This window comes from Paenibacillus sp. FSL F4-0125 (assembly GCF_038008565.1).
GTDB lineage: Bacteria > Bacillota > Bacilli > Paenibacillales > Paenibacillaceae > Paenibacillus_AQ.
The window spans coordinates 2248281-2270302 of record NZ_JBBOZJ010000001.1 but is presented as its reverse complement, the minus strand read 5'-3'; the positions used below and the strand labels follow the sequence as shown (position 1 = coordinate 2270302).

The 22022-nt window shown below is 43.9% G+C and carries 8 protein-coding genes; all 8 read right to left on the bottom strand.

All coding sequences use genetic code 11. The features are described 5' to 3' along the window. Positions 1 to 26: 26 nt before the first annotated feature. Positions 27 to 4148, bottom strand: a complete 4122-nt coding sequence (locus NST74_RS09650) for a beta-N-acetylglucosaminidase domain-containing protein (protein ID WP_341111718.1) — start codon at positions 4146 to 4148, stop codon at positions 27 to 29. Between the two features lie 74 nt (positions 4149 to 4222). Then, positions 4223 to 5089, bottom strand: a complete 867-nt coding sequence (locus NST74_RS09645; protein ID WP_341111717.1) for a carbohydrate ABC transporter permease — start codon at positions 5087 to 5089, stop codon at positions 4223 to 4225. Positions 5090 to 5102: 13 nt separating this feature from the next. Beyond that, positions 5103 to 5999, bottom strand: a complete 897-nt coding sequence (locus NST74_RS09640) for a carbohydrate ABC transporter permease (protein ID WP_341111716.1) — start codon at positions 5997 to 5999, stop codon at positions 5103 to 5105. A gap of 86 nt (positions 6000 to 6085) precedes the next feature. Further along, positions 6086 to 7459: an extracellular solute-binding protein gene (locus NST74_RS09635; RefSeq protein ID WP_341111715.1), complete on the bottom strand. Its 1374-nt coding sequence runs from the start codon at positions 7457 to 7459 to the stop codon at positions 6086 to 6088. Between the two features lie 311 nt (positions 7460 to 7770). Beyond that, positions 7771 to 10776, bottom strand: coding sequence for a sialidase domain-containing protein (locus tag NST74_RS09630; protein ID WP_341111714.1), 3006 nt, complete (start codon positions 10774 to 10776; stop codon positions 7771 to 7773). A gap of 49 nt (positions 10777 to 10825) precedes the next feature. Beyond that, positions 10826 to 11551 (bottom strand): cohesin domain-containing protein, encoded by a 726-nt coding sequence (locus tag NST74_RS09625; protein ID WP_341111713.1) that lies wholly within the window; start codon positions 11549 to 11551, stop codon positions 10826 to 10828. 48 nt (positions 11552 to 11599) lie between these two features. Further along, positions 11600 to 16480 carry a discoidin domain-containing protein gene (locus NST74_RS09620; RefSeq protein ID WP_341111710.1) on the bottom strand — a complete coding sequence of 1627 codons (4881 nt, stop codon included), beginning with the start codon at positions 16478 to 16480 and terminating at the stop codon, positions 11600 to 11602. A gap of 107 nt (positions 16481 to 16587) precedes the next feature. Beyond that, a complete protein-coding gene (locus NST74_RS09615) occupies positions 16588 to 21951 on the bottom strand; it encodes a glycoside hydrolase family 2 TIM barrel-domain containing protein (RefSeq protein ID WP_341111709.1) in 5364 nt (1787 codons plus the stop codon). Between the last annotated feature and the right edge of the window lie 71 nt (positions 21952 to 22022).

The following is a 22022-nucleotide window of genomic DNA, read 5'->3' as shown; positions in this document are numbered from 1 at the left end:
TGCATGGCTTTCTTATCCTTGTTACATCATTCTGTTATCTTACGGGCTACGAGCGCCAAGTCTTTCAAATCAATCACGCCATCTTTATTGATATCGGCACGTTTAGCCTCAGCCCAATCTGGGCTGCTGGTATCTTTGCCATAATTAGCAGCGACTATCGCCAAGTCGCCGATGGACACTTTTCCATCTTTATTAATGTCACCAGAAATACCAGGCTCCGGCTCCTCTGCAGTGATCTTGAGCTTATGACTCGATGTAACGGTTTCGCTCTCCTTGCCTTCCGCATCTGCTACGATCACTTTTTCAATCTGAATAGTACTCTCTGTAGCTTCCGCTACTGTCTTAGTCCCAAAATCCAAAGATAACAGCTGCAGATTGCCAATTATCGCGTTGTCCGCCCCTTCACTCACCACCAGCAGCCGCAGTTTTCCAGGCGTGTGATTAGCAGTTTCAAGCACCTGAATTCCACTCCGCAAGGAAGTAGCAGCTTTGAATTCCAACAGCTTAGGATCGTAATTCATAGTTACATCCATTGCATACACAGCATCTGTTACACTCTTCACTCCAAACGCCAGTTGAAAATCTGTTCCGCCAGCTACAGAGTCTACCCCAGACAGAACAGAAGTCATCTTACCTGATGGATCAACCTCACCATTTCCGGATTTTTTAACTGTAATGATCTCGTGGATTTTAGGTTTAGTCGAACCCTCCCACTGAATCTTCACTTCAAACACATTACTATACTTGGAGGTATCAAATGTATTATAAGATGAGAACAGGTTACCTACCTTATGCCATCCACTCGCATCTCGCACGGACACCGCAGCGTTTGAATTATCCGATGGATTTTGCAAAACAATCACTTCTTTTACCTTCGTATCCTTCGACAATTTGTAATTTAAGGAACCCGTATTCCCAGCACCTGGCATATAGAAGGTGGAGAGCTTTTTGTCAACGGACAGCAAGGCTTCATTTCCTATGTTTCCAGCAGGTTCAGCCTGGATTGCCGGATTGGAAGTCCCCGGTCTTTCAATCCCTTCATTAACCAAAATTTCATTAAGCGCGAGCCATGCATCATAGGTTTCAGTTGAAATCAATCTTACATATCGGGCTTGCTTGCCGCCGTCAACTTGAACACGCTTATAACGGTAAGGCACCTCATGCTCAGGGAAATTCAAACTCCGATCATTTGGATTAGTAAACGTATGGATCGTATCCCATGTCTGTCCGTCTAGTGACAGCTGTAAATCTCCCTTACGGAAGAAATCTCCTTCACCGTCTCCAATCACAACAGCTACATTCTGGACATTCACCACACCGCCCATGTCGATCTGAATATACTTCCCTTTCGATTGAATCGAACCGAACCAAACCTTGTTCTCTAAAGATGCATTGTACACGTTGTTGATAGAACCTTCATAAATGCTTCCGTAATTATGAGTAATCATAGGTGGAGAGAATTTATTCAGCTGGATCATGAGCCTTGTCAGATCTACAGTGATATTCTCAGTTCCCTTATTCATGATCCGGAAATAGGCAGCACTAGCAAACGCCCCATTCCCCTCATTAACCTGTTCCCATTCCACACCGTTCTTGGAGGATTCTAACCGGACTTCTCCGTTAGAAGCTTCTAACGCCACTTGCGTAATCTCTTCAATGGATTTCAAATTAATCCCTACATATTGGGATGGCTTTAGTGTGATTCCGTTCAGGTTCGTTAATTGCACAGCATTGTCAGCTACCGTAATAGGTGTATCCTTCAACTCTGGCACATCAGTGAAGATCGACACCTTATCTTTACTTGCATTGACGGAAAACTCACGAACTGCCGTCCATAAATCAGGCTTACCTCCAGGTATTCCAGCATGAGTCAATCGATATCGAACCATCCTAGCATTCACACTGAGCCCGGAAGCAGAAATCTTATACCCGGAACGCTCTTCTCCGATTGCGGTCCATTCTTGACCGTTCACGGAATACTCAAGAATTCCCCTTTGGAATATATCGTGATCCGCATCAGTTCTACCTTGTGTGATCGCTATTTCTTCCACTTTAACGGTTTTGCCAAAATCAACGCCATACCAGTCCCCATTCTGTTGAAGGGTCTGAATATAGACGTTCGTTGCTAAATCTCCGTCTACCATCAGATTTAATCCTGAAGGAGAACCATAAGAGCTGACAGCTAGAGGCTTAACATATTCCGGGTCCACCAAAGTGTAAATCTGAGCATCCAGTTTATTGATGAGCTGCTCAGCAAAAGGAACTAGCCGCTTTGCGCCTGCCTCAACCGTCACATCTGGAGAATTAAGCTTCTCAATTTTGAATGTTTTGGATAAGCTTAATGCGCTTGTGGCCTTAGCAAGTTCTTCCCAAGCCTGATCAACCTTCTCTTTCTGGATCGCTATCGCAGAGAGAACTGCCGATTTGTCAGCAAGAACGACATTCTGCAAGCTATTTAGCCATGGATCAATTTCCTCTTCCATATTTTCATTCTTGTTATTTACTCTAAACGACGCGATGGCGTCCAATACTAGATCAAATTCTTGAATCAATGTATTCCCCGTCGTTTCTATCGGCTGACTACTTGAGTATTGACTTAAGAATTGCGCTAGCTCAGCTTTGATATTTTCCGATTCACCTACTACAAGCCCATGACCGCTAGGCGATGGGTCACTCAAATGATAGGCAATCGTATTAAGCTCAGAGGCAACTTCAGGGGCTATATGCTTAAATGAATCAAGCCAGCTCTCCTCTTGATCAAAATCATCTACATTCCATGTGTAATCCGCTACCGCGAAAATACCAATCTTAGATAATTCCGCATGCTTCATTGGATTAGACACTACACCTGAAATATTATGTGTACCTGGAATGAGTACTTCTGCTTTACCGAGCAGCAGTCTTGCATCCTTATAGTCATTCACTGGCCAATTTAACCACATATACGGATTTCTTCCATGTGCATCTTTCGGCCACTGCATATCTGCCGCATTAACAGAGGCAACAACGCCGTTTCCGGTCCACATAATATCTACATTCGCAGGTACATTTCTCAAGGCTTCAAGATAAGGTCTGCCAGACGTTCCGGTCCAGCTTTTATTGTAGAATGGAGGACAATAAATTAATGATTTGACGTCTTTCTTGGACGTAACCCAATTCGCAACATCTGTAATTAACTTCACATGTTTTTCTTTATCTACTAATGATTGTGATGTACTGATATCATCCATAAATAGTCCAAATTGACGTACGCCTACACTGTACAATTGTTCAAGCTTCGCAAGTAAGGTTTGGAGTTCAACATCATAATTGTTCCAATTGATCATATTGAACCCTGGATGAATCGCCCATACAAACTGCGTCTTGGATTCATGACCGACATCAACCAGTTCTTTGATCTTGGCAAGCTCAGCTGCAGGATAAGGCGTTCTCCATTGCGCGTTATGGTACTTGTCATCTTTAGGTGCAAAAATATAAGTGTTCATCTTCAGCTCTCCACCGAAACGCATCAAGCTCATTCGATCTTCATGTGACCAAGGTGTGCCATAAAAGCCTTCGATAAATCCCCGCGAGCGAGTATCAGAGAAATCTTCGATAGTGAGATTACGAACCTGCAGATCAGGAATTTGATCAAAAATCATCTTCAGCGTTGCCAGGCCATAATAAGCTGCATCCGTATTTTTACCCAGTATCGCAATAACACCTTTATTCTGTTGCTTCGTGCTAACGTTAAGAACATAAGCGTCCAGCTCATTGAAGTTATCCGCTTTATAAGGAATATTCTGAGTGAAGTAATTGTCTACATAGCCTGATGAATTTCTAGTTCCCAAAAAGATATTTGTTTTCCCTGCTACTAAAGCTCCTGACTCAGTAACCTGAAGTGACTTGGAATCCAGTATCTTTTGAAGCAGCTTTCTTGTCGGGTGGTCAATCGAATCTTCAATAACAACGTTTACATTTTGTGTCATGGTTACGATTGTCTCTTCTTCGGTTTGTTGCTGCGGTAATGGATAGATTTCATAGGATTTCGTTAGTTTTGCATCTTTTTGCGGAAGATCAGAGGCTACATCCGCTGCAGCTGCAAAACTGGAGAACAAGCCGGCCACCATCATAAGTGTAATGAAGATACTGAGAATCTTCTTCGGCATTTCCTTAACCCTCCTATAACAAGCTAAAATGCCTTCGGCGTCCATTAAGGACGGTAAGCGTTTAAAAGCAGCAATTAACCCTTCAACGCACCTGCTGTTAACCCACCCGTAATTTGACGTTGATACAACACGTACATCACAATGACGGGAATCATAGAAATGGAAAGGCCCGCAAACAAGGGTCCCCATTCCGTTCTGTACTGCATTTCACCTTGCATAATGGCTATTCCTACAGGAATAGTGTATTTCGCTGGATCGTTGATCAATACCGTGGCCATAATGTATTCATTCCACACCGTTAAAGCATTCATGATTCCTACCGTGATTAAACCGGGCTTCGATAATGGCAACATGATCTTGAAGAAAACGCCGTATAGTGAAGATCCATCAATTGTTGCGGCTTCTTCAAGCTCACGGGGAAGTGTCTTGTAGAATCCAACCAGAAAGAAGATACCGAACGGCAGGATACCAATCGTTCCGACGGAATAAACAAGCGTAAGCCCTACCAAGGAGTTCGACAAATTCATATCTCCGAGAAGAAAGAACAACGGTATCAATCCGAGTGTTGTTGGAATCATCATCGAAGCAACGTATACAAAATAAAACAGGCCTCTAGATTTAAAGGTAAACCGAGCTAATATATACGCTGTTGTAGCAGCCATAATAAGCGACAACAGTGTACTTGCTACAGTTACTATAATAGAGTTTAAAAAGTAATCTCCAAAGTTTGCTCTGCTCCACACATTTGTATAGTTTTCAAAACGAAAAATAGATGGAAAATCCCACGGTTTCCCAAGCATAACCTGCTGATTATCCTTTAAGGAAGTCAGGAATGTCCAAAGAACCGGATATAAGACAACCAAGCTCCACAAGATGAGGAAAAATCGAACTGCAATTTTTGATATCAGCTGAAGTGTTTTTTTGGCGGGACTATCGTTCAAAGTATTTTCCTCCTTACATTTCAATGGACTCCCGGTGAAGAATACGTTGCAAAATTAAAGTGGTGATTAAAGATAACAGTAATATCAGTACCCCAATGGTTGCCCCATAGCTTAAATGGAACTGCTTGAAGCCCATCTGATACAAATAATAACCAAGCACTTGTGTCTGATTATCCGGGCCACCATCCGTCATCAGCTTAACGATAATAAAGGAGCCGTTTAGTGTTGTAATAACAATGTGAATGATAGAGGTTTTGAATTGTTCCCAGATCAGCGGTAAAGTAATTCGAGTAAACTGTTGCCATTGTCCAGCACCATCGATACTGGCTGCTTCATATAGAGAGGAAGGAATACCTAGGATAGAAGCGATGATGAGCAGCATATAGAATCCGATACCGGCCCATACACTAGGAGGTAGAAGTGACCACATTGCGAGAGTTGAGTCCCCTAACCAGTTCGTTTCCACAGGTTTTCCTGTAAATAACGAAATAAACGCATTCAGGAATCCAAGACGGGGATTGTATATAAAACTCCACAATACACCGATAACGGCTACGGAAATGATATTCGGAAAGAAAAACACCACTCGGTAAAATCCGTATTCTTTCAATTTTAGACGGGTCAATGATACAGCGAAAAACGTTGCAAACAACATAATTAAGATGACCTTCCAAAAAATCAAGAAATAATCATTCGAAATGGCTTTTGGTATGATCTCATCCGAGAATAATTGTCTATAATTATCAATGCCGATAAAATTCATCGATTCGGAACCGCCTGACCAATCAAAGAAGCTCAGGTATAAGCCTCGAAACAGCGGATAAATAGTGAATAAACAAAAGATAGCAAACGTAGGCAGCAAGAAACTCGCAATAAACAAATTTCGTTTCCACAATTTATTGTTCTTCATGGGCGTAAGCCATCCTCCCCTTAAATTTGAAAGAACAATCAGAGGCACTTATGTCCTCTGATTGCTTAGAAAGAAGAGTCCTGAACTTACTTCCGGATTTTGGCTGCTGCCTTCTCCATACGATCCATCCATTCATCTGGTGTAATGGAACCTTGAAGCAATGCAATGGTTGCATCATTCTCTGCCTGCTCAATGTCCGCAGCCAATTTAAATACAGGAGCAACGATAGTGTCACTTCCGTTGAAGTACTTCATTGCCGTTTTAACAACATCACTTGCGCCTGAAGATTCCAGGTCTGCCTTAACGTTCATCAAAGCGCCTGTAAGCTCAGCCCAACGAACTGCGGCTTGCTTCGTAAAGATAAATTCAATAAATGCTTTTGCTGCATCTGGATTTTTAGCCTTCTTTGCAATAGCAATATTACTAGTGTAAGGAATCGCTACAAATTTACCGCCTGGCTTCTGCATAACGGAAGGTATGAATCCAAATTTGAAGCCTTCTGGCACATCTTTTTTCATTTCATTTTCGAGCCACAAGCCGTTAGGAATCATTGCATCTTTATGCTGCAGGAAGAGCATTTGGGAGTCTGTATGGCTCATCCCGAACGATGCGTTATCGAAGTAACCTTTGTCTCTCATATCAACGATCTTTTTCAAAGTATTCGCTACAGCATCATTTTTAAAAGAACCCTCTTTAGCTGCTTCTTGATCCTTTAAGATTTGCGGATTGTCTCCATTCTCAGATACAAAGCCTGTATTTAAGAGCCCTCCTACGATGTAGTATGGGTATTTGCCGGTATGGATGTATGGATATACGCCATCTGCTTTGATTTTTTCACTAGTGGCAAGGAAACTGTCCCAATCTTTTGGAACATCCCAGCCCTTTTCAGTAAACAGGGTTTCATCATAGAAAGTTCCCCATGATCCGAATACGAGTGGAATCGTATAGTTTTTACCACTGTAATCTTGTGGAGGTGCGATCAAGTTGCTCGTAAGCGCTTCGCCATCCACATTTTTCGCATCTTTAACCCAATCTGTAATATCCATTAATTGGTCATCAAGCACCATTTGTGTTTCATTCGAACCTGCTCCATCGATGTATACGACATCTGGTGGATTACCTTGGATCCAGCGCGGCTTCATTTGCTCGTTGATCTGAGAACCTGCGGATTCTTTAATGTTCACATCTGGGTACTTCTTCTTGAATTCACCAATGACTTCTTTCCACCAACCGTCTCCATAACCGCCGACAAAGTATTGAATTTCGAGGTCTCCCGCAACTTTTGGCTCTTCGGGCTTGGGTTCGTCTGTCTTCGCTGGCTCAGTCTGCGTCGCAGCTGTTGTTTTCTCAGGAGCTGGAGCTTCAGCCCCATTTGTCCCCCCGCCACATCCTGCCAGAGACAATACAATGGACATCATAACTAGACTTAATGCCGCTTTCTTTTTACCCTTGCTTTTCATTGGCTATCCCCCTCGAATAAACTTGCTCGACTTCTATAAGCACTTGATTTTACAAATCTGACTGTAATTCCATTAACACTTTTCCATTATATAGGCTATAAAAACGTAACCACATGATCTCTTTTGATGTGGAGTTGATACTTTTTGTCCTATAGAACCTTTTTTATCAAGCATTAATGCCTTCTACGTCCTTATAAGGATGGTAAGCGTTAATGCGAGAAATATAAGGATAATGTATAGCGTGAAACTTATATATTCTTATATTTTTACAAAAAAAACGACACCTGAGTAAAAACTCAGGTGTCCTTCTCTCAATTCAGTATTTTTTGAGCGATTGCTGCTAAATCCATAATATCGATCTTACCGTCATTATTGAGATCTGCACGTTTAGCTGTCTGCCAATCTGCACTGTTTTGATCTTTACCATAGTGCGAAGCTGCAATCGCCAAGTCACCGATACTCACTTTACCATCGCCGTTAAGATCTCCTGTGAGACCAGTATCCTCAGGGGCAACTTCAACAGTCAAAGCTGAGCCCGTAACCTTCGTCTCTATACCGTTTACATCACCTATCGTTACATCAGATATCCGAACTTCACCGGACTTAGCTTCGAGTAATGGCTTCGCTTTGAAGTTTAGCTCCATTAGCTGAGTATTACCTAATACCCCATGATCTGCACCCTCGCTGGCGAGGAGAAAACGGCTCTGTCCAGGAGCTGTAGTTACGGTTTCTACAACTTGCACACCATCCACCAATGACATTCCAGATATGAAATCGACAATGTCTGTATTAAATTGAACTGTAATATCTTGTGCATATACAGGATCCTTGATCTGTTTTAAGTTCAGTTGAACTTTAAATTCTTCACCAGCGCTCACTTGTTTTGGACCTGTCAGAGTTGCTGAAGTACCTAGCTCTCCAGAAGCTTTGGACTTTATAACCGAATTTAGCTTATTCTCACTGGACTGCGTGTCTAATGCTATTCCATAAGCATTTCTAATGTCCAGATTCGCACCAAAGCCCGCTGCCAGTGGATATTCGCCTGAAGTAAGCTCCGGGAACTCCGCTTCAAAGACATATTCTGTGCCCGCTGCATTTGAACTCTTCAATTCAAATACAACATCTCTATCCCCAATCTTGCCTTTCAAAGTCCGATCACCATTAAGCATGACATAGTGATTAAAGACAGCTTTAATCTGGACTTTATCCTTAACGGCATACCCTTCCGGTTGTGCTGATTCAAGCTTGATAGATTTCAACTTAGGATCTGGAATTTCTCCTTGACGCTGCCATTTGAGATATTCCATATTGAATTTAATAAAGCTCATGGCTTCACTACCCGTTCCTTCATAGAAAAGACCAATTTCACCATTACCCAGATTAGATAAACTTGAATAGGCATAATAGCCTTCTTTGACCAGCTGGGAATACTTCCAATCAAACTTATATTTCGTTCTGCCGTTTGCGTAGGTTCCGTCTTCCTTAATTAACCCTACCTTCACCGTACCGTTAATTCTACTCGTCGAGTTAGCAGGGCTTGCGAAGATAACTGCTTCCTGCCCATCTATCTGACCATCGTAACGAATCGCCGTCATTTGGCAGTAGGCAGCAATCAGATCACGTTCTGTCACAACTTCAGCGTCCCAAGTCTCTCCACCATCAAAGCTGGTCGCGATTTGGGCAAACCCTGAATAATTCCGCATGAACATCTTTAGCTGTCCATCTGGCAACTCTACTACTTGCGCTTCTGTAAGCTCATTATTAGAACCATTAAAGGTTCTCTCATCAAGGGTAACCCCATCTACGACCCGCCCATGATTCGGAGACTCTCCGCGATGCCATGTTTTACCATGATCATCGCTGTAGATGGTTGCACTTGCTTGCCTGTTATTCTCATTCGTAAAGTACACGGGAAACACCAGTCTTCCAGCATGAGGACCTTCCGTTAATTGAATGCCGGTACCCGGACCTGCCCCTAGAAATACCATCCATTCTTCCTTCACAGAAGGGTTTAAAGTTACAGGCCCCTCCCAAGTTGCCCCCTCATCATCACTGTGCCACAGCTCAAGATAAGAAGTAACAAGCGGTTTAAGCGGCGAATTACTGAGGAAAATGTTTCCGATATTTGTATTGTTCTCATATAAATTTCTCAAGGCGTCCACTCTGTAGGCAGTTTTTACATTTGAACTGTTATAGACTTCTCCATTCTCCCGAACGGTAAATTCCTGATTGCTCGAATTCTTCAGAAGTAAGTATTTCTCTCCATCGATCGTTTTGTATCCGGTACCTCTTTGCGAGGTAGGAAATCCTCCACCCTCGGGAAATCCAAGAACTAAAGAGAAAATCCGCTTCGTTTCCTTATCCTGTAGTAAGGACTGGTCTATGTTTGAGGCGTTGCCGGGATAGTTGTTGATTAGAATCCCATTACTCTCCCAAGTCTTTCCGTTATCCAGACTTCGTCTTACCATCATGTCAATATTAGCTGGTGAATCTCCTCCATGATTGATCCGCTTATCAATTCCTGCGATCAGTGTTCCATCCTCGGTGTACAAAAGTGACGGTATGCGGTATGCATTCGATCCGTACAGTCCTGGATAATAAACGCTATACGGCTCAGTGATTAACGCCTGCTCAGGCAACGGATTTTGAACCGGAGTCTTACTTGTTACACTCGTTACAGCAATCAAATCTTGATCCGCCAGCGGTTCGTTATACACTTCAGCAAAGTCAATCTCTCCATTAAACGGATAGTTATTAGAACCGGATTTTCTCTCTGTTCTACCTAACTCGGCACGGTTTGGTGCATAAATATTATTCAGAAACTTTTTGGCTGTAGTTGTGTCTTGCTTGACGAGTTTCCCATCAAGGAAATACTTGTAACCTTCTTCTTTATCTACAACCATGGCTACAGTATGCACTTCATTCTCTTTCACCGTAATATCAGCTTTAACATGGGTATTAGACGCTGTCTTCCCAGGCTCTTCATATCGGTTCTCACTACCGATGGCAGAAGGTGTGATATATAGATGAAAATGACCATTCGGCAACGTATTGTTACTTAAAGAGAATAAGGACATAATCGTAGAACCCGTATAGCGGAACCGGACAATGATAGTCCCTTCATCTAAGGCTTTAAGCGCATCTACCTTATCATCCAGATTCGTAAAATTAGCATTGTGAATTTGTTTATTCTCTACTCTAAGCACAAGTCTTGGATCGGTCTGTTTGTCTTGTGCTGCTGGATTGGCTAGCGCATTGAATGGAAACATAACGGCCACCATCAGGATCGAAAGAATAATGATTGCGAATTTCTTCAAAATATTAGTCCTCCTTTGGTTTGGATAACCATGTATCTACTCGCCTTGACTACTCTTGTTCAACTATTTTTTTCGCTACTATTGCCAAATCAGAAACATCAATCTTACCGCTTCTATCGAGGTCAAGACGTTTCACAGCATCCCACTCCGAACTGCTCGAATCTATGCCATACTTTGCTGCGATAATTGCTAAGTCACCAATACTCACTTTACCATCACCATTCACGTCAATAGATAATTCCGTGTTCACTGTGATCTGAATGGTTAAGGATGCCGGTTGGAGCACGGATTCTTCCCCTTGACTGTCACTTATTATCGCTTGAGTAAGCCGGATAACTCCCTCTGTGTCTTGTATTACATCTGCTGCTTTGAAACCAAGTTCAAAAATCTCAGCATCGCTAGTAATCGGATACTGACTACCCAAACTTGCCAAGAGAACCCGTAGCTTACCGGGAGTACTTGTAGATGGTTCATTGATAATAATTACGCCTTCCTGCAGAGAGCGGATGGAATCTGGAATGTATTCCATGACAGCCGGATCAAATTCAAAGGTAATGTCCTGCGCATACACATCATTGGAGACACTGATGATCCCATACTTCACGGTAAAAGACTCCCTCGGCGCAACAACCTTCTTACTCCCTACTAAAGTAGCTGAAGGCGTAGGATCAGATGCATCTGCGTTCACTACAGGGTTCGTAAAAGATACACAGCTTAAAATCACGGCGATAATGGTCATCATTACCGCCTTTTTGTGCCATCGACTACTGTTCAAATTCTTCTCACCTCAGCTTATAATTTTTGTTCAGGATGTTAGCGTGTGTTATTGACTTACGATCTGTCTCGCTAATTGAGCGAGATCTGTAATATCGATCTTACCGTCACCATTCACATCTGCACGCTTCGCTTGCTGCCAATCAGGACTTGATGAATCTTTGCCGTAGTGTGCAGCAACGATAGCCAGGTCACCAATGCTGATTTTTCCGTCACCGTTAAGATCACCTGATACTCCTGTTTGCTCTGGTTTCACTTTTACAGCGATTGTAGCGGGTGCGGCTGTGGTCTCTGTTCCGTCTTCATCACCCAGCAGTATATCTGACACACTGATATTAACGGATACCGTCTCCGATACTCCTTTTGCCTGGAATGTCAGCTCGGCAATTTGTTGATTTCCGCTTAATCCGTGTTCCGTACCTTCACTCGCCATAATCAAACGAAGCTTTCCAGGCGTTTTGGTTGACTCTTCAACAATCGAAACACCTTGGATCAGTGATTTAGCGGACACATAATCCATGCGGTCAGCATCATACTGAATGGTGATGTCCTGAGCAAATACCTTCCCGGAGATATTGTTCACATCATATCGGACAACAAAAGGCTTGCCGGAAGTAACGGATGAATCAGCACTCAATACGGCTTGCACTTGATCCGTTTCCTGCTGCACTTGATACACCGTAATCTCAGCTGCGGATGCGAATTCACCAACACCTTTTACAGCTTCCAGCTTAATGTGAGCCGCTTTCACCGGAGCGAAATTCACTTCTTTGAGCTGTTTGTTTCGCAGCCAGTTCCCGCTTGTTATGAGCGTGTAATTCACACCATCGGTGCTTGTGTACACGTTGTAAGCAGTAATTGTGCCATTACCTTCATCCGGCCGAGGTAAATATCCTAGCATGCTGATGGTGTACTCTCCACCCAGATTCACCGTAATAGACTGTGGAAGTGGATCAACGTTAAACCACTTCGTATGCCAATGTGTATCCGGATCTCCGTCCAATGCCAAATTCGGATCATTTGTGCCTGCTTGAGAGCTCGTAGCTTCTGCACTCATTTGACTTTGCGGAATTTCGGTTAGATTACTCTGTCCAATAACCGTCACCACACTTGTTGCCGTAAAACCGCCTTCTTCCGTCGTCGCAGTAATTGATGTCGTACCCTGCCCTTTTGGTGTGACCATTCCCTTACTGTCCACACTGGCAACACCAGGATCACTGCTTACCCACTTAACAGTCTTATTACTGGCATTCTCAGGCTCAATGATCGCTTTCAATTGAACCGGTGCATCCAGCACCTTAAGGGAGAGTGTCTCACGATCAAGCTTTATACCAGTAACCTTCTGTCCGTCTTCCAACGGGATGCCGAACAGCTTGAATTCGCGAATAGCAGCCTTTGATTGAGCATCAGGCAGTCCGGTGATCGTAATTCTAGCGTATCTACCTTGGCTTCCAAATGTATCTTTAATCGTACCAGTTTCCTGATTATCAGTTCGATTCGTAACCGTAATCCAATTGGAGCTCGCGGTCTCCCGAACTTCAATCTTGTACTGATAAGCCTTGTTACTCTGTTCAAAAGAAACCTCAGAGGATTTAATAGAATGCATCATTCCGAGATCAACCGTCCAACTATGACCATTGTTCGTATCCACTGCTGACCAGAATGTGTCCATATTCCCATCATTAGCGAGGCCAGCCGAATGCGCTTGATCCGCACTGTCCGCTGTAGCAGATTTACCTTCTGAAATTAATCGAACTTCAGGTGTAGCCTTCGGTGCCTCATAGACATCAACCTCCGAAGCCGAAGCGAATCCTCCAAGTGCAACAGCTGCTTCAAGCTTCACATAGCGGGCGGAAACACTATCGAAAAGGATATATTTCTTCAAGTTGTTTCTGAGCCATGTACCACTGGATACCTTCGTATATGTTTCTCCATCCGTGCTGACGTAAAGGTTGTATGAAGTAATCGTCCCGTTCCCAGCATCCAGTCGCGGTGCATACCGGAATTGGCTAACATTGCGAACCTTACCTAAATCGAGAATGATCGATTGCGGGAGCTTATCAGATCCATCCCATTTCGTATGCCATACGGAATTCCGGTCCCCATCAATCGCTTTAGCTGCTTCCGCACCCGGCTGGAAGCTTTTCGCTGAGGCTGTCATCTCATTTTTAGGTATCGCTGTCGGTGAAGGCTGTGATAGATCACGATAAAGATTGATCTCTGCAGCAGATACGACACCCCCAACAGCTTCTATCGCTTCAAGTTTCACAAAAACAGCTTCTACTGTATCAAAATTCACCGTCTTCTCTAGCTTGTCATCATTCCATTGTCCACTGCTTACGAGCGTATAGTTAGTTCCATCCATGCTCGTATACAGCTTGTAACCTGTAATTGTGCCGTCTTTGCCACCGTACTGTCTTGGCAAGTATTTCACTTTATTCACATACTGTTTAATCCCCAGGTCTATAGTGATGCTCTGCTTACTTCCAGCATTTGCTGAAGAAAGCCATATCGATTCATAGCTGCCATCCAGTACATTAGCTGCTGGCGTATCCGAAGCCGCATTCGTTGCAGTTGCAATCATATCTTCCTGCGGAATACGACTTGGGTCTGTGTCCACCTGAGGCAGCTCAATTTTGACAGCATCTACAAGTGGAGTCGTATCTGCTGTAAAGCCTGCGACTTTCACAACAAATTCCTTATCCGTTGATATGGATGGCGTTGTAATGTACAGGATGCCGCCTTTATCTTGCTTAGCATAGTACCAGCCACTTGTTGCTCCATCCCATGCTGCTTTGGACTGCAATTCAAGATAGGATGTTCCATCTACAGAAACAGCCTCTGGATGATCTGGCATGTGGATCGAAAACTGATTCTTACGTGTCTCCAATTTGCCTTTATAATCCCCTACGCTTGCTCCAACCTTGATAATCAAATCTCCACTCCCTTGCTCAGGAGCGGTGGAGGTTATTAATGTTTTTGCAAATTTGCCTGTACGATGCTCCTTCGATGTACCATCATCTTCATACATTGTAAAGCTTGACGATTTATAAGGATAAATATCATAAGTAATTGGATCAGGAGGAACCTGACCGTCGTTTAACGATTCAGGATACATCGGGATGATAGCCCCACCCTTTACTAGAAGCGGCAAACGATTCAGTGGAGCATTGTATTCGTCTAGCATTTTTGAACCGTAATGTTCTTCTCCTGTCCAGTAATCGATCCATTTTCCTTTCGGAAGGTATATTCCGTTTCGCATTGTCGTGTCGGTATATACTGGTGCAACCAGGAATGATTCCCCGGACATGAATTGATACTGTGTTAACGTTCCCTTCGAGTTCGGATCATTCGGATATGAATAGATCATTCCCCGCATGATCGGAGCTCCAGACTCGTAAGACTCATTGAGATAGGTATACAAATATGGTGTCAATTGCTGTCTTAACTTCAATGCATCTCTGTTATAGCTCGTATAAGGTTCCCCCCATACCCAAGGCTGCTTATCTTTGGCTGCCCAACCAGACATGTTCATCAGGATTGGAGTGAAGATCTTCCACTGTAAGTCTCTTACATAGGTTTTAGCGCTTCCTCCGAAAATCCCATCAATATCACCGGTTGAGTACGGCATTCCAGATAGCCCTGCCCCGATCATCGACGGGATATGGAATCGAATGTATTCCCAGTTGCCCGACTGGTCTCCGGACCATACGGTAGAATATCGCTGGGTACCTGCCCAGCCACCAACGGACCAGACATAACCTCTGTCATCAGAGTTATCTTCAATTCCTGTAAACGCCTGTTTGCTGGCACCCAGGGCGAAATCGTATCCAGGTCCCACCCAGGCAACGTCGAGTTTAGCGAGCCTTGTACCCTCTACGCCGACTTCTTGTGCGATTTTATCAACACCATTTTGAGTCCATAATCCGGTATAGAAACCTTCCTTATGTAGTTCGTCAACGGTGTTGCCTAGATCTGTATAACCGCAACCGTATCCATCATTCGGTAAAATCCAGGCTCCTGGCATATCATATTCCCGATATTTTTTAGCAATAAGGTTAACAACATCGGAGGTCTTTTCTGGATCTCTGTTGTAACAATCCGCATCACCAAGTCCCATACCCCAACGAGGAATCAAGGACGGTTTACCAGTAAGATCTGTATAAGCGTTCAAAATATCTTTCATTGTCTCACCGTAGAAATAATAGGCATCAAACCGATTTTCGTTATGCGTCACCTTGACGGTCGAATCAAAATCATAAGTACCGCTTTGAAAAGTGTTCCGAAGCACTCCGTACCCTGCAGTACTCAAGTAAAATGGTGCAGGATTCGAAACCGTGCCGCTTCCCCAATCCCCATAGTTGTTAGCGATCGTAATTTTGCGATCACGATGATTGAAGAATCCATTCTGCATACCGCCGCCGTAGAAATATTCATCCTCACCCCGGATTAGCTGTTGTGAGGCTGACTGCCCGTTATAGTTCAAGCTAGCGGATTCTTCCCACACCACCGTTTGATTGTCACTTTTGTACATGGCGAACTTTAACGGATTTTTGTAGGCTCTCAGCACGAATTTTCCAGTTTCCATCTTGTAATACGTGCCTTCATCAGACCACTTAACATTAACGGGTCCGAAATCATCCTTGATGACGATTGGCTCGATCGGCTTTTCCGCGCTTTTTCCTGTCAATTCCTTGAATTGCCCATTCACACCAAGCCAAATCCGGAACATATCCTCCCGCTGAAAAATCACTTTAATCTTGTCAGAGCCTGACGTGATCTCAAACGTGTTATTATCTTTTTTTACGAAGTCAGAAATGTTGCCAACAGAAGCACCGTGGGCGGTTTCCGGGCGAATCATGAGTCCTGTAACCACAAGGATCATGAGTGCAAGCATCCACATACCAAAGCGATTATAAATGGTTCTCAATCCATTCCCTCCATTCAAATGAAACGGCAAGACAGGATACAGCCTTCACTGTAGTTTAAATTCCTCGTCTTGCCGCTTGGATTCATGTTGCCATTGGGCTAAGTTTATTACTGCAGTATTTTCTGGGCGATAAATGCTAGATCACTAATGTCTACCTTACCGTCCTTGTTCACATCGGATTTCTTGAACTTGCTCCAGTCCGAATCAGCTGATGTTTTTCCATAGGCAGCTGCAGCAATGGACAAGTCACCGATCGAGAATTTACCATCTCCGTTAAGATCACCGATCTCTCCAGAAGGTTTAATAACGGATTCCAAGAATGTGCTCAGTGCAGTAGTCAGGTCAAGGATCGACTGATCTACTTCGGATTGTTCAGCACGGGTATCATCAGCTACGCCTTGAGCTTTACGAATCGCATCTTGAAGCACTGCCTTAGATCCAACTGGATACTGCCCTTCCTCGGTACCTTCTTCTGCCGCATCTAGTTTATTTTGCGCATTGGTAATAAGGCTAATAAGAGCTTCTTTATTAACGGTTGAACCTTTCTTGATCACTACTAGATGTGAACCGCCAGGCAGCTCTTTCTCTTCGCCGAGACCATTGGCAATCTGCAATTTAGCAAGACTGATCGTCGCAGATCCTTCTTTCTCTGCTGCATTCGCACTAAATCGAAGTTTTAACGTGTCTCCCTTAGCTTCGCTACCCTTTGGATTCGCAAGAATGATGCGAACTTGACCCGAAGTTTTTAATTCATTGACGATCATCGTATTCTCATCCGCTTTTTCGGCAGATATATACTCGAGCTGAGCTGGATCATACGTGAAAGTCAAATCCTGGGCGTATGCTTCCTTTGGTGTACTGCCGAGGCTGTAGACCAAGTCAAAGGTCTTACCAGCTATAACTTGATCAGGGCCTGTAAGATGAGAATCCGGTTCTGGCTCTGGTTCATCTTCTTTGATCAACTTGGCGTCCGCCCAGTCACCATGGTCCTCCTCGTTACCGTCACCGTTATCTAAGACAACAAGCTTTAATTCCTTGACACTACTAACGTCTAATCTTACTTCTTTGGCTGGTGTAGCGGCTCTCATTAATCCACTGTCATAGGCTTTTTTCCCGTCAAGGAACACCTGGAACACGATCGTATTCTTACCAGCAGCCGTGCTGCCGATTTCTTGGTCAACCCCGACGATGCTCTCAAAGGTTTTGAAATGTTGTCCGCTCAGATCATAAATGATTTCTGAGTTCGCATGCGTACCCATCCCTTTTTCATAAGTTTCGACTCCAGAGGATCCCTTAAGGCGGATCGGCTGGCCTTCCACGCTCTTATCCTTCTGTACCGTCATCCATCCTGACGTTGCACTTTTCCAATCCATATCGCTAAGATAGTAATCTACCACATTAAACTTAATTTCATAGGTTTTAGTAGTCTTTCCGTCGGCAGAGGTTGCAGTAACTACAGTTGTTCCGGTTAGATCTTTAGCCGGTTTGATATCAATCACGACGTTATCACCTGCAGCTACAGCCGTAACGACAGGCACCTTCGTTGTGCCACGAAGCACATTGTAGGTATAACTGGTCTTTTCTGGATCAAATCCCGCTAAAGCTTTCCCGTCTATTTTAATCCCCCCAACAAGATGGACAGTGGAGATCCCCTTACTCAAGCTCATGAGATCGGTTGTGTTAGACGGAATAGGTCTAAGCGTATAGCTGTAGTTATACGTCTTATTAGCTAGAAGCATATACGGAGCATGAGGTTTAGCTCCCCAGCTGTTGTCTCCTCCGAGTCCCATCTGCTTATAATTCAGTCGAAGTGTAATATCTTCTCGATATGGCACTTCATGTGGATGTTTTGGACCGTCAAGGTCCTCTGGTGTATGATGCAAAGCATTGGCTTCAATGGTAGGACTTCCAATGGCCATGAGCCCTGCTCCATCGTTATTGGTCAATGCAACCCAGCGTACATCCGTTTTATTACCTGTTTCTGAAGGCTCAATATAAGGGAAGAACTGATCTTTAACTGTACCGCTATATTGACCAACATCCGAGCCTGAATTACGGTCCTGATAATTCTCTTGTGGACCGCGTCCGTACCACGACATCTGCTCAAACTGCCCCGGAATCGTCATGAGATTACCGACTTCAGGAATCTCCGGCAGACTTGCAGCACCCGGCTTCAATTCGCTGGCTACCTTGATATCTCCATTGCCAAAAATTGTATAAGAGATCTTATACGTAGATACGGTCGATGTCGGAAGTGTTTCTTCAACATCGATCCGCACAGCCTTCTCTCCGATTTTGGTTACATCAACGCGTGTGACGGTTCTATTCTTCCCTGCATTTTTCCACGTTGCCGTTCTGCCCGCATGGCCGTTCCCTTTATCATTGTCGATCGGGGCTCTCCAGAAATTCGGCACAGGTCCATTCTTAATCAGGTCAGTCCCATCGTAGCGGTATGAATCAAGCGTGCCTGTTGTTTTGTTAAATACAATCTGCATATCTTCCGCAGATACGCTAATACGTTCCGTAGTTTCATCCACATTTAAATCCGACATTGTTGAAAGATCAAGTGCCGATGAATGGTCTGAATCCACTGGAAGTTTAAACTGCTGTTTAGCAATTTCATGCCCTTTTTTCGCCCATAATGTGTCCTTCTTCAATTTAAAGCTAATATTTATCCAGTACTCCACACCAGGCTTAGAGGAAGGCAGCTTATACGGAAGGGTCACCTGTTTCGTGGAAAGGCCCGGTACATTCAGGGATGACGCATCGATAACTCCCTCTTCAATCACCTGATTATCCGCTCTAACTTCCCAGGTTCCTTCGTACTCATTGAGATTTGTGAACAAGAACTCATTTTTAAGCTCGATCGTTCCAGCACTCAAATCCATGGCTTTTACCAAAATATCTTGATAGACCTGCTTTACTTCCCATAGCTCAGGCTGAACAACACGGTCAGCTGTAATTAGACCATTCGCCATGAAATTACCGTCATTCGGGGAATCTCCAAAGTCTCCACCGTAGGCAAAATACTCAGTCGATTCAAGTGTCTCTGATTTAGCATCCTCCGAATTAAAATCCATCCAGAGAACGGTGCTGCTATCCGCAGTCCGTCCATTATCATTCAGCTCTTCAAGGGTTAATCCCCTGTTGTAGATACGAACCTTGTCAAACATCATGTTAGAAGACCTACCCATTTCCGTATCTTTACCGATCGCAAGCGGATAGGTGCTTGCTGCGATATTTCCTGTAAATGCCTTTGTAGCAACAACTTTTCCATCTACAAAAAGCTTCAGATCTGTTCCGTTATACGTGCCAGCCAGATGATGCCAGTTATTCAGCCAATTTGTCGGCAAATCCGCAGTAGCAGCTGTCCATACACCGTTTCGGTAAACAAAAAATTCAAGCTTGTTATTCCCGTTCATCTTTAATGCAAACTGTGTATCCCCTTTTGCCACAATCGGGCTGTTCGCAATGTTCGCAAGCGGTTTAACCCACGCTTCCACCGTTAACGGCCCTGTAAGATTAAACTTGGACTCATTAGGTAGTGTCACAGAAGGCACAGAATTTTTACCAGGGTTTAAAACACCAACCACATCACCGTCATTAGAAGCGATCACACCGGTATAATCCGCTTCGTAGGAATGAGTAGCATCTGTTAGATAGGTTCGCTCGGATGGTGTACTTACCCGAACCGCTTGATCTACCCAGTCCCAAATATATCCACCTTGCAAGTTCGGATATTTGCGTATAAGATCCCAGTATTCTTGCAGATTTCCAACACTGTTCCCCATTGCGTGAGCATATTCACACAAAATGTATGGGCGTGGATCACTGCTTTTCGCATACGTCTCTACCGTCGTAACCGGAGAGTACATCTGGCTGACCATATCGGTAACTCTCGGATCGTTATAACCCTCATAATGAATTGGCCGAGTGGGGTCCAAACTGCGAATGTATTCAGATTGTGCGATAAAGTTAGATCCCGAACCAGATTCATTACCAAGTGACCAGATCAGAACAGATGGATGATTCTTATCGCGCTCGACCAGACTCGCAGAACGATCCTTGACATTCTCTAACCACTCCGGTTTATTCGTCGGAACTGAACTCCAGACCCCATGCGTTTCAAGGTTCACTTCGTTCAAAATATAAATGCCATAACGGTTTGCAAGATCATACCAAAACGGATGGTTCGGATAATGGGACGTCCGCACACTATTCACATTAAACTGCTTCATTAATTCGATGTCTTTAATCATGAGATCCAGATCGAGCGTCCGCCCCGTGTCTGGGCTAGTTTCATGACGATTCACACCTTTGAGCAAGATCGGCTTACCGTTCAGCTTCATCTGCTGCTTACCGCTACCGCCTTCCTCAACCTCAATTTCAAACTCTCTAAACCCAACTTTTGTTCCAGCAGCTTCGATCACACGTCCACTTGAGTCTTTCAGGCTAAAGACAAGAGTGTACAGATTCGGAGCCTCGGCTGACCATTTCAGCGGATTCATCACTTGTTTCGATCCACTAATCTCCATCTCAGACTTTCCATTCACTTTGGCGTCCATAGTGATTGGCTCTTGAAACACAGGTTGTTCGTTCGCATCGTATAGCATGGCTTCAACGGTATGACTACCCGGTGCTGCATCAATTAAATTACGAACATCTACCTTTACATTCAGTGAGGCGTCTTTATACTGTGCATCCAAATCAGTCACTACCGTAAAATCTCTGATCTGAACGGATGGAGTGCTATACATGAACACATCCCGAATGATACCGCTAAGACGAAGGAAATCCTGATCTTCAAGCCAACTTCCATCTGACCAACGATACACCTCAACCGACAGTTTATTGTCTCCTGCTTTCAAATAAGGGGTAATGTTAAAGTCCTTGGCTGTAAAGCTATCCTCACTGTAACCGACCTTCTGGCCATTTACCCAGACATAAAATGCACTTTCTACTCCCTGAAAGGAGAGGAATACCTGTCTGCCGTCCCAGTTATCAGGAACTTTAAATGTCCGCTGATATGAACCTACCGGGTTGTATTCCGTTGGAGCATACGGAGGTTGAACATTTGTGCTATTGCCATTCCCCCAGAAAGGATAGGTTACGTTCGTATAAATAGGAAAATCATGTCCCTGGAGCTGCCAATCCCCAGGAACTTTAATTTCTTCCCATGCGCTTGTATCATAAGTTTCTTTGTAGAAATCTATCGGCCTGGAAGCTGGATTCTTCGCCATGTTAAATTTCCATTGTCCATTCAAGGATTGATAATACGGCGAAGGATTCTCCAGCATAGCCGATATCATATCCGCGCCTTTCAGCGCGGACTTGACGTCACCATATGGAATGAATGAAGCATGAGCGGGTTCACGGTTGATCTGGAAGACATCCGGATTGTTATTCCATTCGGGATAATCTGCCGAGACGGCCGCATTCGCTTTAAGTCCTGTAAAGCTCGTGGAAATCATGGATATAAATAATAAGCACAGCATAGCTCGCCTTAGTTTCATATGATTTTTCACCGTCCACTTCATTTATT